This window comes from Umezawaea sp. (genome assembly GCF_036375055.1).
GTDB lineage: Bacteria > Actinomycetota > Actinomycetes > Mycobacteriales > Pseudonocardiaceae > Umezawaea.
In genome coordinates, this window is record NZ_DASUSQ010000062.1 from 1 (window position 1) to 16,585 (window position 16,585).

At 72.4% G+C, this 16,585-nt stretch carries 13 protein-coding genes; 10 read left to right on the plus strand and 3 right to left on the minus strand.

Annotated elements, in window-relative coordinates; genetic code table 11:
* The 3 genes from VFZ92_RS16890 to VFZ92_RS16900 all read left to right on the plus strand — a co-directional run.
* Positions 1 to 2,586, plus strand: a 2,586-nt coding sequence (locus VFZ92_RS16890) for a vitamin B12-dependent ribonucleotide reductase (RefSeq protein ID WP_330876894.1), incomplete at its 5' end; no start/stop codon positions are given.
* A gap of 148 nt (positions 2,587 to 2,734) precedes the next feature.
* Entirely contained in the window at positions 2,735 to 3,475 is a 741-nt protein-coding gene (locus VFZ92_RS16895) for a ferritin-like domain-containing protein (protein ID WP_330876895.1), read from the plus strand.
* A gap of 63 nt (positions 3,476 to 3,538) precedes the next feature.
* On the plus strand, positions 3,539 to 6,190 hold the full coding sequence (locus VFZ92_RS16900; protein ID WP_330876896.1) for a PEP/pyruvate-binding domain-containing protein: 2,652 nt from the start codon (positions 3,539 to 3,541) through the stop codon (positions 6,188 to 6,190).
* Between the two features lie 10 nt (positions 6,191 to 6,200).
* On the opposite strand, the gene VFZ92_RS16905 is transcribed toward VFZ92_RS16900, so the two are convergent.
* Positions 6,201 to 6,764, minus strand: coding sequence for a CGNR zinc finger domain-containing protein (locus VFZ92_RS16905; protein ID WP_330876897.1), 564 nt, complete (start codon positions 6,762 to 6,764; stop codon positions 6,201 to 6,203).
* A gap of 95 nt (positions 6,765 to 6,859) precedes the next feature.
* Here VFZ92_RS16905 and VFZ92_RS16910 point away from each other — a divergent pair, with 95 nt between their 5' ends.
* The gene (locus VFZ92_RS16910; protein ID WP_330876898.1) at positions 6,860 to 7,534 is read left to right on the plus strand and encodes a maleylpyruvate isomerase family mycothiol-dependent enzyme; all 675 of its coding nucleotides are present in this window, start codon (positions 6,860 to 6,862) and stop codon (positions 7,532 to 7,534) included.
* Between the two features lie 514 nt (positions 7,535 to 8,048).
* On the opposite strand, the gene VFZ92_RS16915 is transcribed toward VFZ92_RS16910, so the two are convergent.
* Positions 8,049 to 9,086, minus strand: coding sequence for a DUF2293 domain-containing protein (locus VFZ92_RS16915; protein WP_330876899.1), 1,038 nt, complete (start codon positions 9,084 to 9,086; stop codon positions 8,049 to 8,051).
* Positions 9,087 to 9,178: 92 nt separating this feature from the next.
* Here VFZ92_RS16915 and VFZ92_RS16920 point away from each other — a divergent pair, with 92 nt between their 5' ends.
* The 4 genes from VFZ92_RS16920 to VFZ92_RS16935 all read left to right on the plus strand — a co-directional run bounded on the left by VFZ92_RS16920 (position 9,179) and on the right by VFZ92_RS16935 (position 11,668).
* Positions 9,179 to 9,394: a hypothetical protein gene (locus VFZ92_RS16920; protein ID WP_330876900.1), complete on the plus strand. Its 216-nt coding sequence runs from the start codon at positions 9,179 to 9,181 to the stop codon at positions 9,392 to 9,394.
* 138 nt (positions 9,395 to 9,532) lie between these two features.
* A complete protein-coding gene (locus VFZ92_RS16925) occupies positions 9,533 to 9,961 on the plus strand; it encodes a CBS domain-containing protein (RefSeq protein WP_330876901.1) in 429 nt (142 codons plus the stop codon).
* A gap of 112 nt (positions 9,962 to 10,073) precedes the next feature.
* Positions 10,074 to 11,009 carry a DUF3500 domain-containing protein gene (locus tag VFZ92_RS16930; protein ID WP_330876902.1) on the plus strand — a complete coding sequence of 312 codons (936 nt, stop codon included), beginning with the start codon at positions 10,074 to 10,076 and terminating at the stop codon, positions 11,007 to 11,009.
* A 5-nt stretch (positions 11,010 to 11,014) separates the two neighbouring features.
* A complete protein-coding gene (locus VFZ92_RS16935; RefSeq protein ID WP_330876903.1) occupies positions 11,015 to 11,668 on the plus strand; it encodes an endonuclease V in 654 nt (217 codons plus the stop codon).
* On the opposite strand, the gene VFZ92_RS16940 is transcribed toward VFZ92_RS16935, so the two are convergent.
* Positions 11,656 to 12,954 (minus strand): 6-phospho-beta-glucosidase, encoded by a 1,299-nt coding sequence (locus VFZ92_RS16940; protein ID WP_330876904.1) that lies wholly within the window; start codon positions 12,952 to 12,954, stop codon positions 11,656 to 11,658. The genes VFZ92_RS16935 and VFZ92_RS16940 overlap by 13 nt on opposite strands.
* 286 nt (positions 12,955 to 13,240) lie before the next feature.
* Between VFZ92_RS16940 and VFZ92_RS16945 the strand changes: the two genes are divergently transcribed.
* Both VFZ92_RS16945 and VFZ92_RS16950 read left to right on the plus strand, forming a co-directional pair.
* The gene (locus tag VFZ92_RS16945; RefSeq protein ID WP_330876905.1) at positions 13,241 to 15,100 is read left to right on the plus strand and encodes a Xaa-Pro dipeptidyl-peptidase; all 1,860 of its coding nucleotides are present in this window, start codon (positions 13,241 to 13,243) and stop codon (positions 15,098 to 15,100) included.
* Positions 15,101 to 15,284: 184 nt separating this feature from the next.
* Positions 15,285 to 16,328, plus strand: a complete 1,044-nt coding sequence (locus VFZ92_RS16950) for a DUF4192 domain-containing protein (RefSeq protein ID WP_330876906.1) — start codon at positions 15,285 to 15,287, stop codon at positions 16,326 to 16,328.
* Positions 16,329 to 16,585 lie beyond the last annotated feature (257 nt).

A 16,585-nucleotide genomic window follows, 5' to 3' on the forward strand; every position in this document is an offset into this window, starting at 1 on the left:
GGCGCGGTCGGCACCGACGTCCGCGAGCAGAGCCTGCGCCAGCTCATCGACCGCGTCGTGCTGACCTACACGAAGGCTGGCAAGGAGCACGGCTACTTCGCGACGGACGCCGACGCCGAGGTGTTCGAGCACGAGCTCACCTGGATGCTGCTGCACCAGGTGTTCAGCTTCAACTCGCCGGTGTGGTTCAACGTCGGCACGAGTTCGCCGCAGCAGGTCAGCGCGTGCTTCATCCTGTCGGTCGACGACTCGATGGACTCGATCCTCAACTGGTACCGCGAGGAAGGCCTGATCTTCAAGGGCGGCTCCGGCGCAGGGCTCAACCTCTCCCGCATCCGCTCCAGCAAGGAGCTGCTGTCCTCCGGCGGCACCGCGTCCGGCCCGGTCTCCTTCATGCGCGGCGCCGACGCGTCCGCGGGCACCATCAAGTCCGGTGGCGCCACCCGCCGCGCGGCCAAGATGGTCGTCCTCGACGTGGACCACCCGGACGTCGAGGAGTTCATCGAGACGAAGGCGCGCGAGGAGGAGAAGATCCGCGTCCTCCGCGACGGCGGCTTCGACATGGACCTGGGCGGCAAGGACATCGTGTCCGTGCAGTACCAGAACGCCAACAACTCCATCCGCGTCTCGGACGAGTTCATGAACGCCGTCGAGTCCGGCGGCCAGTTCGGCCTGCGCGCCCGCCAGACCGGCGAGGTCATCGAGAAGGTCGACGCCAAGGACCTGTTCCGCAAGCTCGCCAAGGCCGCGTGGGAGTGCGCCGACCCCGGCATCCAGTACGACGGCACGATCAACGACTGGCACACCTGCCCCGAGTCGGGCCGGATCACCGCGTCCAACCCGTGCTCGGAGTACATGCACCTCGACAACTCGAGCTGCAACCTGGCGTCGCTGAACCTGATGAAGTTCCTGCGCGAGGACGGCACGTTCGACGCGGGCACGTTCGCCCAGGCCGTCGAGATCGTCATCACCGCGATGGACATCTCCATCTGCTTCGCGGACTTCCCGACCGAGCCCATCGGCGAGACCACCCGGAAGTTCCGCCAGCTCGGCATCGGCTACGCCAACCTCGGCGCGCTGCTGATGGCGACCGGCCACGCGTACGACTCCGAGGGCGGCCGTTCGCTCGCCGCCGCCATCACCTCGCTGATGAACGGCGTCGCCTACCGGCGGTCCGCCGAACTCGCGGGCATGGTCGGCCCGTACGAGGGCTACGCCCGCAACGCCGACGCCCACCAGCGCGTCATCCGCAAGCACGCCGCCGCCAACGACTCCATCCGCACGCTGGGCGGCAACGACGGCTCCGTGCACAAGGTCGCGACGCGGGCGTGGCAGGAGGCCATCGAGATCGGTGGCCGCAACGGCTGGCGCAACGCGCAGGCCAGCGTGCTCGCGCCCACCGGCACCATCGGCCTGATGATGGACTGCGACACCACCGGCATCGAGCCCGACCTCGCGCTGATCAAGTTCAAGAAGCTCGTCGGCGGCGGCTCCATGCAGATCGTCAACCAGACGGTGCCGCGCGCCCTGACCGCCCTGGGCTACCAGCAGGAGCAGGTCGAGGCGATCGTCGAGCACATCGCCGAGCACGGCAACGTCGTGGACGCGCCGAGCCTGCGCCCGGAGCACTACGAGGTCTTCGACTGCGCCATGGGCGAGCGCTCCATCGCGCCCATGGGCCACGTGCGGATGATGGCGGCCGTGCAGCCGTTCATCTCCGGCGCGATCTCCAAGACGGTGAACATGCCGGAGAACGCGACCGTCGAGGACGTCGAGGAGATCTACTTCCAGGGCTGGAAGATGGGCATCAAGGCCCTCGCGATCTACCGCGACAACTGCAAGGTCGGGCAGCCGCTGTCCGCGGGCAAGGGCGCCAACACCGGTGGCGAGGCCACCGCGTCGGCCACCGCCAAGCCCGAGACGATCATCGAGTACCGCCCGGTCCGCAAGCGCCTGCCGAAGAAGCGCCCCAGCCAGACGGTGTCGTTCACCGTCGGCGGTGCCGAGGGCTACCTGCACGCCGGTTCCTACCCCGACGACGGCCTCGGCGAGATCTTCGTCAAGCTCGGCAAGCAGGGCTCCACCCTCGCGGGCGTGATGGACGCGTTCTCCATGTCCATCTCCGTGGGCCTCCAGTACGGCATCCCGCTGGAGTTCTACATCTCGAAGTTCCAGAACCTCCGCTTCGAGCCCGCGGGCATGACGGACGACCCGGACGTCCGCATCGCGACCAGCGTCCTGGACTACCTGTTCCGCAGGCTCGCCCTGGACTACCTGCCCTACGAGAAGCGCTCGCAGCTCGGCATCTTCACCGCCGACGAGCGCACCGCCACCGTCGCGAGCGAGTACGGCGGCGGCAACGACGTGGACATCGTCGGCCTCCAGACCTCCGTGGACGCCAGCCCCGCGAAGGAGGCCAAGCCCACCAAGCAGGACGCGCGCGTCGGCAGCAGCACCGAGCTGCTCGAACTGCACCTCGGCACCACCGCCGACGCCCCGCTCTGCATGACCTGCGGCACCAAGATGCGCCCCGCGGGCTCGTGCTACCTGTGCGAGGGCTGCGGCAGCACCTCCGGCTGCAGCTAGTCGCCTGCAATCCGACGAGGGCGGTCCCGATCCGGGGCCGCCCTCGTCGGCGTTTCCACACTTCCTCCACGCAACCTCCACACGCCTGGGCACAACGCCCGTTTCCGCGCGCACGTCCAGTCAGTGCACGGGAACGAGGGAGGCGGACGTGGACGAGTTCAGCGGTTCGGTCGTCGAGTTCCGGGCCGAGGCCCGGCGGCGCGCGGAGATCGGTGATCCCGAGTGGACGGTGGGTGCGACGATCCCGCCCGCGGTGGTGGCGAGCGTGCAGCGGTTCCAGGTGGGGGAGGCGGGGGACGGGGCGAACCTGATCGCCAAGGCGTCGGGGAGGGGCGACTACTCGGTGGCGGTGCGGTTGTTCGTGGCGGAGGAGCAGAACCACGCGCGGATGTTGGCGTCGCTGCTGGAGGCGGCGGGCGCGCCGACGATCGCGAGCCACTGGAGCGACGCGGTGTTCGTGCGGCTGCGGCGGGCGCTGGGGCTGCGGGTGGAGTTGCTGGTGCTGGTGGTCGCCGAGGTGATCGCGCTGGGCTACTACCGGCTGCTGCGCGACGGCACGGGCGATCCGCTGGTCACCGAGGTGGCGGGCAGGATCCTGGCCGACGAGGAGCGCCACGTGCCGTTCCACTGCCGTCGACTGCGCGGGGAGTTCGCCGGGCTGCCCGCGCCCGCCCGGACCGTCGTGTTCGGGGTGTGGCGCGTGCTGCTGTTCGGCGCGTCCCTCGTCGTCGCGCACGACCACGGGCCCGCGCTGCGCGCCCTCGGCACGACCCGGCGGGGTTTCGTGGTCGAGGTGAACCGGCTGTTCGACGGCGTCCTGGCCGCCGAGTTCGCGTCGAGTCCCCTCACCGCCGGACGGGGGAGGACCGACCATCGTCCGGTCGGGTGACGGGCGTCGCGGATAATTCATCACGTGTTGAGTTCTTCATCGGGGGCTCGTAACCTCGGCGCCATGGACGCACGGCTGGACATCGACGACCGGCTCATTCGCGACTTCACGTCGATCGACGCGGGCATGCTGGCCGCGGTCGGCGGCAAGGCGGCGAACCTGGGCGAACTCACGACCGCGGGCCTGCCGGTGCCACCGGGGTTCTGCGTGACCACCGAGGCGTACCGCCAGGTCGCCGAGGACGCGGACCTGGCGGCGCTGCTGGAGGGCGACCACGGCGACCTGGCGGCCACGGCGCGCGACCTGCTGCTGGCGGCCCCGATGCCCGACGGGGTGCGGGACGCGCTGCTGGCCGGGTACGCCGGGCTCGGCCAGGACGTGCCGGTGGCGGTGCGGTCCTCGGCCACGGCGGAGGACCTGCCGTTCGCGAGCTTCGCGGGGCAGCAGGACACCTACCTGAACGTGGTGGGGCAGGACGCGGTGGTCGACGCGGTGCGCCGGTGCTGGGCGTCGCTGTGGACGGACCGGGCGGTCGCCTACCGGGAGAGCAACGGCATCGACCACCGCGCGGTGCGGCTCGCGGTCGTGGTGCAGGAGATGGTGCAGTCGGCCGTGGCGGGCGTGCTGTTCACGGCGAACCCCGTCACGGGCAGGCGCGGGGAAGCCGTGGTCGACGCCGGCCCCGGCCTCGGTGAGGCGGTCGTGTCGGGCGCGGTGAACCCCGACCACTTCGTCGTCGACACGCTGACCGGCGAGATCCTCGAACGCAGGCTGGGGGACAAGCGCCTGGTGGTCCGGTCGCTGCCCGGCGGCGGCACGGAGCAGGTGGAGCACGTGCAGGACGGCGCGTGCCTCACCGACGAGCAGGTCCGCGACCTGGCCCGCCTCGGCGCACGGGTGGAGGCGCACTACGGCTCGCCGCAGGACACGGAGTGGGCGCTGGACGCCGACGGCGTGCTGTGGCTGACCCAGGCGAGACCCATCACCACGCTGTTCCCGCTGCCCGCCGGGGCGACGGCCGGTGACCCGCGGGCGTTCTTCTGCTTCAGCGTCGCCCAGGGGCTGCAACGGCCGATCACGCCGTCCGGCAGCGCGGGGTTCCGGCTGCTGTCGGCGGGCATCTCGGAGCTGTTCGGCTTCCCCGTCGCCCACCGCGTCGACGGCGCGCGGGTGTACCGCGAGGCGGGGCAGCGGCTGTTCCTCGACGTGACCACGGTCCTGCGCAGCAAGCCGGGGCGGGTGATCGCGCCCCGTGTGCTCGACGTCATGGAGGCGCGCTCGGCGGTGGTGCTGCGCGGGCTGTTCGACGACCCGCGGTTCCCCCTGACCCGCACGTCGTGGCGGCCGTTCGTGCGGCGGTTCCTGACGATCGCGGCGCGCTACCGGCTGCCGGTGCACCTCGTGCGGTCCGTCGTCAACCCGGCGTCGGCCCACCGGCGGATGGACCGGATCGCCGCTGACCAGGCTGCCCTGCTGTCCATCCCGGACTCCGCGACCGCCGCCCAGCGGCTCGACCACTGCGAGGAACTGCTGGGCGAGCGCACGATCCGGGTGATGCCCTGGATCTTCCCGCTCGCGGTGGGCGGGTTCCTCCTGCTCGGGCTGGCGGGCAAGGTGCTCGGCCGCCGGTTGGAGCCGGGCGACCTCCAGGGCGTGCTGCGCGGGCTGCCGCACAACGTGACGACCGAGATGGACCTGGAGCTCTGGGACCTCGCCACCGTGATCCGCGCGGACGAGGAGTCGAGCAGGACCATCAGCACGACACCCGCGCGCGACCTCGCCGACCGGTTCCACGCGGGCTCGCTGCCCCCGGTCGCGCAGACCGGGCTCGCCGAGTTCCTGGCGAAGTGGGGGCACCGGGCGGTCGCCGAGATCGACCTCGGCCTGCCGCGCTGGTCGGACGACCCGGCGCACCTCCTCGGCGTCCTGGCGAACTACCTCCGCCTGGACGACCCGACGCTCGCGCCGGACGCCCAGTTCGCGCGCGGCGCGGCGGAGGCCGAGGCCACGATCGACCGGCTGGCGCGGCGAGCGGGTCCGGTGCGCGGTCGGTTCGTCCGGTTCGCGCTGGGACGGGCGAGGTCGCTGGCCGGGCTGCGCGAGATGCCGAAGTACCGCCTGATCGTCGCGCTCGGCCACGTCCGGGGGCAGATCGGCCTGGTCGGCGCGGAACTCGCGGCCGACGGCGTGCTCGACTCGGCCGACGACGTGTTCTTCCTCGACTTCACGGAGATGCGCGAGGCGTTGGCGGGCAAGGACTTCCGGGCGGTGGTGGCGGAGCGGCACGAGTCGTACGACCAGGAGGTGCGCCGCAGGCGGATCCCGCGCGTGCTGCTGTCGGACGGCACGGAACCGGAGGCCGTGGCGTCGGCCAACGCCCCCGCCGCTCCCGGCGCGCTGGTCGGCACCCCCGCGTCGGCGGGCACCGTCACGGGCGTCGCGCGGGTCGTGCTCGACCCGGTCGGCGCCCACCTGGAGCCCGGCGAGATCCTGGTCGCGCCGTCCACCGACCCCGGCTGGACGCCGCTGTTCCTCACGGCGGGCGCCCTGGTGATGGAGATGGGCGGCGCGAACTCGCACGGCGCGGTCGTGGCCCGCGAGTACGGCATCCCGGCCGTGGTCGGCGTTCCGGACGCGGTCACCCGGATCAGCACCGGTCAGCGGATCGTCGTCGACGGCGCTCTCGGCACCGTCACCCCGGTCGACCAGGACTGACGGACCGAGGTCACTCGTCCGAGTGGTGCCGGTGGTAGTAGCGGCTGGCGCGAGCCCGGTTGCCGCACGACGGCTTGCACCACGCCTGACGGGGGTGGTCGCGCACGAAGTACCTCACGCAGCGCGGCGCCGGGCAGGCCCGCAGGTGCTCCCGGTCCTCGCTCGCGAGGAACTCGATCGCCGACCACGCCAGGTCCGCGACCAGCCGGGTCGCCGCGTCGGCGTCGGTGCGCCGCTCCACCAACCGGGGCGATCCGGTCGTCGGCCACAGCAGGAGGTGCGTGCGGGGCACGGCGCTCGCGGCCTCGTTCACGTGCGCGAGCGCGACCGACGGGTCCAGCAGCCCGTCCGCGTCGGCCTTGCTCGGCGGCTCGGGCGCGACCGCGCGCGCGAACAGGCTCCGCACCGCCTTGCGCAACGCCACCACGCGGGCCCTGACCTCCTCGTCCGCCGCGAGCGCCGCGGGCGCGTCGGTGTGCAGACCGAGCCAGTCGGCGAACCCTGCGGACGACGAGAGGTCGTCCGCGTCGTAGCGGACCGTCCCGACGAAGTCGAGGGCTGGATGGGGAGCCACCGGCGGATTCTAACGGGACACGGGCTTGTTCCCATATGACTGCGGTGGATAGGCTCTCTAATGGCAAACCAGTAGAAGCCCGTTAGGAGCCCTCCGTGTCCGTGAACCCGGTCCCCGTGTGGGCCGCCAACACCCGCCTGCCAGGCCTGCTGCACGGACTGACCGACTCCTCCGTGGCCGCCGACTCGGTGCTGCCCGGCTGGAAGCGCGGCCACGTCCTCGCGCACATCGCCGGCGTCGGCAAGGCGCTGGCGCGCCAGGTCGAGTACGCGCTGGAGGACAGGAAGGTCGACGTCTACGACGGCGGCAGACCGGCCCGCGACGCCGCCATCGCCGCCAACGCCACCAACCCGGCCGAGGACCTGGTCGAGGCCGCGGTGGCCGCGTCCGCGGCGTTCGACCGCGCGCTCGCGAAGATCGGCCCCGACGACTGGGCGCGGTCGGTCGTGTACCGCGACGGAACGCTGGTCGAGGTCGTGCGGGCGTACTGGCGGGAGATCGAGATCCACAGCACCGACCTCAGGCTGGGGTACACGCCGGCGAGCTGGCTACCGGAGTTCTCCGACCACCTGCTGACGTTCACGGCGCCCCGCGCGCCTGAAGGGGTCCAGGTGGTGCTGCGCGCCGATGACGGCCAGACGTGGGTGTGGGGCAGCGGCGAACCGATCGAGGTACGAGGAGCCCGCAACGACCTGGCAGCCTGGGCCGCGGGCAGAACACCGGTGGGGCCCCTGACCGGTGACCTGCCGGAGCTGAGGCCCTACCCGTGAACTCCGCGACCACGAGGACCCAGCCCCCTGACCGGTCCGAAGCCACCTGCTCTTCCCGGTAGCGCGCACTCGACCACCCCGCGGTGCGACCGGCTCCAGACGCCGGACCACCGACACACCGGCATAAATGGGTGGCGCACCCCAGCCCCGCCTGGCTACGGTCGTCCACGTGAAGTGAGAACCCCGTCCGCGCCGCTACCGCCGCAGAGCGAGCCGCGCGTGACCTCGTCACCAGTCACCCCCAGCGGGCTCCAGCGCGACCGCGGTCGCCGCTCTCGTACGCCATCTCGACAGTGAGGAGGCGCTCATGACCGTGCGCTCTTCCAGTACGGCCAGCTCCGAACCACAGCTCCCCGAACCCGTCACCAGCAGGCGAGACCGCCGCGCGAAGGGCAGGAAGACCCCGCTCCCGCCACGCGCCTTCTCCGCCTCGGTAGCCACCCAGCGCCAGTACGCCGTCCGCAGACGCGGGTAGCCGGGCGGTCGACGAGCCACCGACAGGGGGAGCCGGCACCTACCGGCTCCCCCTCCACCCCTCCAACAACCGGTCGACGTCAGCGCGAATCCGCTCCCGAGCCACCGCTCTGTCCACACCGGACATCAGCATCCGGTCGTACTCGGTGTCCTCGTGCCGCAGCGAGGCGATCACGGCCAGCGTGGTCTTCCGCTCGTCCAGCGCCCGCCCACCGGCGGACCGCCCCACCCGTCCACTGCCGCGCGTCCCGGCGTGCAGCGCGATCGCCTCGGCCCGGTCGACCGGGCAGCCGGGGAACAGCCGCAGGATCTCCCCGGCCAGCGCCGCCTGGAAGTCGACGTCCCAGTCGGCGCGCCGCTCCCGGTCGCGCTCCCGCCTGCGCAGCCGCACGTCCTCGTCCGCGAGGCACGATTCCTCGGCCTGTTCCAGCGCGGCCTCCTCGACGAGGATCCCCTTGCGCTGGAAGCGTTTCCGCGACCTGTCGTACCGCTGCACGACCGCCGACAGCCCGCTCGCCTTCTTCGCGCGCCGGGTCAGCGTCGCGTCGCCCGCACCGAGGAGCACGAGGTGGTCCAGATCGGCGCACGTCAGGCACAGAGGTCCAGCCGGATCGTTCACCAGCAGGTCGCCGGTGCCACGGCACTCGGCGCACTCCCAGTCGGCGGTGGCCACGTCCACCAGCAGGTCCGGCGCCTTGTTCTGCCGCTCCACCAGGCTCCTGCGCCGCGTGTCGGACAGCCCCGTCGCCATCCAGTGCGTCCGGTAGGCGGCCTCGGGTTCGCCGAACCGGAGCGGTCGCCGGTCGAGCGTCGCCGCCGGGTACTCGACCTCGGTCGCCGCCAGCCCCTGCGACTCCGCCCAGCGCCGCAGCACGTCGAGGGCTTCCCGCGCCTTGTCCGGTGTCACGGCCAGCACCACGCCGAGGTGCTCGACCTGTCCGCGCCGCCACCGGTCGAGCTGCCGGTCGGGCAGCCACCCGAGCGCCGTGAACACGTCCACGGGCGAGACGAACTTCCGCTTGGCGAGGATCGCGGCCGCCGCCGTCTCCACCCGTGTCCGCAACTTCACCGCGCGCATTTTTCCACGGCGGGAAATCGCTGTCCCGGTCCGGCAGGATGGGACCCGGACGACCACTCAGGTGGACGGCCATCGAACCATCAGGAGGCACCATGACCAAGACCCCGGCACCCGAGAACGACGCCGACACCGCCGCCGAGGCCGTCGAGGAGCCGACGACCGAAGCCGAGCCGGAGTTCGTGCCCAACCGCCGCGACCGGCGGGGCAGCGCGAAGAAGGCGTCCCAGAACAGCAAGATCCCCGGTCAGATGCACAACAACAACGTGGTCGGGAAGCGCTCGTTCAGCAACCGCCGCAGTGGCGGCTGAGTGACCGCGCCGCCGATCCGGGCAACCGGATCGGCGGCCCCAGTGGTCCTATCGGGCGTCTCGACCTCCCCATCCGCCCCGATCCGAACTAGCCTGGGTGAGGTTAGTCACCGGCCACGTGCGGATCGGAGGCGCCACATGAAGATCGCTGACGTGTTGCGGACCAAGGGCTCGGCGGTGGCGACGGTCGAACCGAGAACCCCGGTGGGTGAACTGCTGGCCGGGCTGGCCGAGCACAACGTGGGTGCCATGGTCGTGCTCGGACCGGACGGCATCGCGGGGATCGTCTCGGAGCGGGACGTCGTCCGCAGGTTGCACGAACGGGGTGCGGAGCTGCTGACCGTCCCCGTCTCGGAGATCATGACCAAGCTGGTGTTCTCCTGCGCGCCGCAGGACACCGTGGACAGCCTGACCGTGCAGATGACCGAACGGCGGATCCGGCACGTCCCCGTGCTGGACGACGGTCGGCTCGTCGGCATCGTGAGCATCGGCGACGTGGTGAAGAGCCACATCAGCCAGCTCGAGGACAGCCGCGACCAGCTCCAGGCCTACATCGCCCAGGGCTGATCGGCGGGACCCCCGGCGGTTCGGCCCGGTCTGCGCCGCCGGGGGCCCCGGCACGGTCAGCACCCTCCGGCTCGACGGGCGACCAGGTGGTTGCGGTTAGAGTCGGAGGACCATGAGCGACGTTCTCACCGAAGCCACCCTCTCGCTCGTCGGGTCCCTGGACGAGCGGCAGCGCGCGACGGCCCTGCGGGCCGTCACCGACGACGACCTCCGGCACCGGTGGAGCTACGTCCCCGGCCCGCGCGCGGGCGTGGTGCTCGGCGACCTGGCCAGGCCGCAGCGCAAGGCCGTGCACCACCTGCTCGCGTCGGTCCTCAGCGAGCACGCCTACGCGCAGGTCGCCACGGTCATGGCCCTGGAGGACGTGCTCGACCACCGCGAGGGCGGTGACCGGGACCGCCACCAGGGTGACTACTCGGTGGTCCTCTTCGGCACCCCCGGCGACGACCCGTGGGGCTGGCGGTTCGAGGGTCACCACATCTCCGTCAACGTCGCCGTCGTCGACGGCCGGGTGTCCGCGACCCCGTTCTTCCTGGGCGTCAACCCCGCGCACACGACCTACGGCGGGCTCACGGTCGTGCGCCCGCTGGCGCTGGAGGAGGACCTGCCCCGGCTGCTGCTCGACCGGATGGGTGCTCGGCACCGCCTGACCGCCGTCGTCTCCGACCACGCGCCGGACGACCTGCGGACCCGCAACGCGCCCCGGCTCGGCGGCGTCCTCGAACCGGTCGGCGTCACGATGAGCAGCCTGGACGGCGAGGCGCGCGACCTGCTCGCCGGGCTCGTCCGCTACTACCTCGACCGGCTGCGGCCCGACCTCGCCACCGCCGAGTTCGACCGGCTCGACCTCGACCGCGTGCACTTCGCGTGGGAGGGCTCGTCCCGGCCGGGCGAAGGCCACTACTACCGGATCCAGGCGCCCGACCTGCTGCTGGAGTACGACAACACCCAGGGCGGGGCGAACCACGTGCACTCGGTGTGGCGCAGGCACTCCGGCGACTTCGGCGACGACCTCCTCGCCGCCCACCACAACGAAGTGGATCACTGAGCCCGGTGGAACAGGACTGGCCCCGCACCCCCGAGGACGCGATAGCGCTCCAGGAGAGGCTCCGCCCGCTCGTGCGCACCACGGCGGACCCGGACCTGGAGATCCGGACCGTCGCGGGCCTGGACGTCGGGTACGCCGACGACGAGCGGCTCGCCGCGGCCGTCGTCGTGCTGGACGCCGAGACGCTGGAGACGCTGGACGAGGTCGTGGTGCTCGGCACCACCGACTTCCCGTACGTGCCGGGGCTCTTCGCGTTCCGCGAGCTGCCGTCGCTGCTCACCGCGCTCGACGCGCTCTCGATCGCGCCGGACCTGCTGGTGTGCGACGGGCAGGGGCTCGCCCACCCGCGTCGATTCGGGCTCGCCTGCCACCTCGGCGTCGTGACCGACCTGCCGAGCGTCGGCGTGGCGAAGACGCCGATGGGCCCGTTCGCGATGCCGGACGACGAGCGCGGCTCGGCCGCGGACCTGCTGCTGGAGGACGAGGTCGTCGGCCGCGCCCTGCGCACGCGCGCGGGCGTGAAACCGGTGTTCGTGTCCGTGGGGCACAGGCTGGACCTGGACCGGGCGTGCGCGGAGGTCCTGCGGCTGTGCACGGACTTCCGGCTGCCGGAGACCACCCGGCGCGCCGACTCCCTCGGGCGGCTTCAGCTCAGGTAGGCCAGTTCCGGGTGGTGCGCGCGGTAGCCGTCCAGGAGCCTGCGCGCGACACCGACGGAGTCGACCAGCGGGTGCAGGGCGAAGGCCTTGATCGCGTCGGCGCGCGCGCCACCGGCCGCCGCGTCGAGGATGGCGCGGTCGACCGCCTTGACGCTGGTGACCAGGGCCGCCGCGTGGTCGTCGAGGGGGCTCACGGCGAGCGGGCGCGCGCCGGTGGCGTCGACCGCGCTCGGCACCTCGACGATCGCCCGCTCGTCCAGGACGGAGAGCGTGGAACCGTTGGGGACGTTGAGGATCAGCGTCGTGCGCCGGTCGTTCGCGATGGCGTGCACCAGGGCCAGCGCGACCTGCTCGTAGCCCCCGCCGTCGAGGTCGCCGGAGTCGCGCTCGTCCTCGCGCGTCTCGGCCATGTAGGTGGCCTCGCGCTCCAGCCGGGTGCGGTCCCAGCTCGCGAAGCTCGGGTCGTCGTAGAACTTCCGCTGCTGCTCCAGGAGGAAGGCGCCGCGCGAGGCGCCGGACGCGACGGCCTCCCTGGTGAAGTAGTAGTAGTGCAGGTACTCGTTCGGGATCGCGCCCAGCGTCCGCAGCCAGTCGGCGCCGAACAGCCTGCCCTCCTCGAACGACTCCAGCCTGCCGGTGTCGGCCAGCAGTCGGGGCAGCAGGTCCTCGCCGTCGACGTGCAGGCCCCGCAGCCAGCCGAGGTGGTTGAGGCCGACGTAGTCGGGCCGCGCCGCGTCGAGGTCCACGTCCAGCGCGCGGGCGGTCCGGCGAGCGAGGCCGACGGGGGAGTCGCAGATGCCGATCACCCGCTCGCCCAGGTGCCGCGACATCGCCTCGGTGACCACGCCCGCGGGGTTGGTGAAGTTGATGACCCACGCCTCCGGCGCGAGCGCGGCGACCCGGCGGGCGATGTCCACGGCCACCGGGACGGTCCGCAGCGCGTAGGCGATGCCGCCCGCGCCCACGGTCTCCTGCCCCAGCACGCCTTCGGCCCGCGCCACGCCCTCGTCCGCCGCCCGGCCCGCGAGACCCCCGACCCGGATGGCGGAGAACACGAAGTCCGCGCCCCGCAGGGCCTCGTCGAGGTCGGTCGTCGCGGTGACGGTCGGCGCGTCCGGCACGCCCTCCGCGCGTTCGGCCAGCACCGTCCCGACCGCGTCGAGCCGCGCGCGGTCCACGTCGTGCAGCACCAGCTCGGTCACGCGCCCCGGCGTGCGGTCCGCCAGCAGCGCGCGGTGGACGAGCGGAACGCGGAACCCGCCGCCACCCAGGATCACCAGCCTCATGCGGCCCTTTGTACTCCGCTTCGGGGGACTTCACCGTCTTCGACGGCTCAGGCGTGCCGCGACACGCCCTCCACGTGGCGGTGCGCCCGCGCACCCCCGTGGTCGGCGGCGGGCTCGCCGGTGGCGTACGAGGTCGCCCGCCTTCTCTGACGCACACCGATCGGCGCTGGTCAACCATCCGATCGTCGGGTCTGCGTCTTGCGTCCACAGTGGACGGACGGGTCTTGACAGGTCTCGCGGACAGCGGGAAAGGTGCGGTGTCCGCCAGTTCCGCTCGGAGTTCGTGATGGGGGTCCTCGTGAGGGCTGCTCGAAGAGTCGCCTTGGTGGCCGCGCTGGTGTCGCTGCCGCTGACGCTCGCACCGGTCGTCGCCGGCGCCGCGCCGGAAGGCCCGGTGTTCGTCGACGGCGAGGCGCAACCGGTCTTCGACCCGAAGGACGTGGTGCGCGAGAGCCTGTACGTCCGCGCGCCGGTCGACAGCGACCGCGACGGCAAGGCCGACGAGGTGTACACCGAGGTCGTCCGGCCGACCGCGACCACGCGAGGCCTCAAGGTGCCCGTCGTGTACATGAACAGCCCGTACTTCTCCGGCGGCAACGACGTGGCCAACCACAACGTCGACGTCGAGCTGTACGTGCCGGACGGCAAGGGGCGCTACGACCGGCGCGACGGCAAGAAGCTGTCGGCGCAGGCCGACGAGCGCGTCGCCGCCGCCGTGGGGCCGAACCCCGGCCCGATCACCTCCGGCCGCTACGAGGCGTACTTCATCGCCCGCGGCTTCGCCGTGGTGTACGCGGAGTCGCTCGGCACCGGCAAGTCCACCGGCTGCCCGACCTCCGGTGGCCGCAACGAGACCATCGGCTCCAAGTCCGTGGTCGACTGGCTCAACGGCAGGGCGTTCGCCCGTGACGCGACGACGAGCGCGCCGGTGAAGGCCGCGTGGACCACCGGCAAGACCGCGATGATGGGCGTGTCCTACAACGGGACCCTGCCCAACGCGGTCGCCGCGACCGGCGTGCGGGGCCTGGAGGCCATCGTCCCGATCGCCGCCATCTCCAGCTGGTACGACTACTACCGCGCCGACGGCGCGGTAGTCGCGCCCGGCACGTTCCAGGGCGAGGACCTCGACGTGCTCGCCGAGTACGTCTACACCCGCGCCGACCGGGAGATCTGCAAGCCGGTCATCGCCGAGATCGCCGCGAGGCAGGACCGGGTCACCGGCGACTACAGCGCGTTCTGGGACGAGCGGAACTACGTCAAGGACGCGGACAGGGTGCGTGCCGCGGTGCTCGCCGTGCACGGCCTGAACGACTGGAACGTCAAGGGCAAGCACGTCGTCCAGTGGTACGAGGCGTTGCGGCGCAACGGTGTCGAGCACAAGATCTGGTGGCACCAGTCCGGCCACACCGACCCCGACACGCTGCGGTCCGTCGAGTGGCGGCGCACGCTGAACCGCTGGTTCAGCCACTACCTCTACGGCGTCGACAACGGCGTGCAGCGCGAGCCGAAGGCGACGATCCAGCGCGAGGACAGGACGACCTGGACCGACGAGGCCGACTGGCCCGCGCCCGGCACGTCGGACGTGTCCCTGCGCCCGACCGCCGGTGGTGCCGCGAAGGGCGGTCTGTCGGCGAGGTCGTCCGGCCGGTCCGTGGTGGAGACCCTGAGCGACAACTCGGCGGTCCTGGCCGAGACCCTGGTCGACGCCCCGGCGTCGGAGAACCGCCTGTCGTACGCGACCCCGGCGCTGGCCACGTCGCTGCGCCTGTCCGGCACGCCGTCGGTCGACCTGGGCATCTCGTTCGACAAGCCCGCGGCCAACGTGACGGCGCTGCTGGTCGACCGGTTCCCGGACGGCACGAGCAAGATCGTCACCCGTGGGTGGACCGACCCGCAGAACCGGTCCAAGCCCAGCCGGACCGAGGCGGTCAAGCCCGGCAAGCGGTACCAGGTCGAGGTGGAGTTCGAGCCGAAGGACTACGTGTTCGCCGCGGGCCACACCGTGGAGTTCGTGGTGCTGTCCAGCGACCACGACTACACGCTGCGCCCGCGGCCGGGCGTGAGCCTGTCGGTCGACCTCGGTCGCACGACGCTGGACCTGCCCGTCGTGGGCGGCAAGTCCGCCCTGCGGCGAGCGATCGGCTGATCCACCGGGGGTGGGGCTCCTCGTCCGGGGCTCCACCCCGTTGCCGGTCTCGGGCGGCGGCAGGGTAGACCACGCCACCGACAAGAACGCTCCGACGGCCGCGAGTCGTCCACAGGTCGCTCGGTTGTCCACAGTGGAGATGTCCCCGCTTCCTCCCGGTCGCTCACGGGGCCATCGTCGAAGCATGAGAACTCCACCGCAGGCTCCCGAAGTCCTGGTGCACGGTCCAGCCGACCTGGTCGCCGCCGTCCCGCACCTGCTCGCCTTCCACCCGGTCGACTCGCTGGTCGTGCTGGTCCTGGGTGACGACCGGACGTCCAGGGTCGTCATGAGCCTCCGAGTGGACCTGCCCCCGCCCCGACATCGTCGCGCACTGGCGAACCAGCTCCTGACACCCATCCGCTGCGAGGCGGGTTCCGTGGTCCTGGTCGTCGTGGGCGGGGGCACACCGGACCCGCCGTCGTCGCTGCCGCACCAGGGCCTGGTCGACTGCCTGGAGTCCGCGCTGGCGACCGCCGACATCCCCCTGGCGGGAGCCGTCTGGGCCTCCGGCACCAGCGAGGGCGACCGGTGGATCGAGTACGGAGCCCCGGACCGCGCCGGCACGGTCCCCGACCCGGCGGGCAGCGAGATCGCCGCGGCCTGCGCCGCCGCGGGCATGATCACGTTCGCCAGCCGCACCGAACTGGCCGCCGTCCTGACCCCCGACGACCCCGAATCGCTGGCCAGGCGCGAAGCGCTCCTGGACGAGGCGACCGTGCGGGCCGAGCGGGAGCAGGACCGCGAGCAGGCCGCGCGTCAGGGCCTGCTCCTGATCACCCGAGCGGTGACCGACGCCTACCGGCGCACCACGCGGATGTCGGACGACGACGTGGTGGCCCTGACCATGGCGCTGTCCGACCTGTGGGTCCGCGACATGGCGCTGGTCTTCGCCACGGGGCCCCACGCGAGGGCCGCCGAACGCCTGTGGACCGAACTCACCAGGGCCACCCCGGCTCCCGAGCGGGCCCAGGCCGCCACCCTGCTCGCGTTCTCCGCCTACCTGCGCGGCGATGGCGCGATGGCCTCCGTGGCGCTCGACCGCGCGGAGGAAGCCTGTCCCGGCCACCGCCTGGCGTCCCTGGTCCGCTCCTCCCTGGACCACGCCCTCCCGCCGGAGCAGTTGGCCCGCATAGCGATGGCGTCCTCGACACCGGACTGGACCCCGGACGGCCCGCGGTGGCCCTGACCCACCTGAAACCCGCGGGCCGCCACCGCCTGGCCCCCGTCCCGCGCCGCGGCCTCCGAGGTTGGCTCACCACCTGGCGCGGAGCCCTCCGACGGCGCCCGGCAGCGCCGCGGGCACGACTCGTCGCCGGCCACGCCAGAGGCGCCTGACCGCCGGTGAACCCAGGCTCCGAGCGTCGGCGGACCCGACCGTCGGGCCCTGTCCACCCGTGCCGGCAGGCGTTCGTGCGTTTCGCCCGCACACGACCGCCCGCGGAT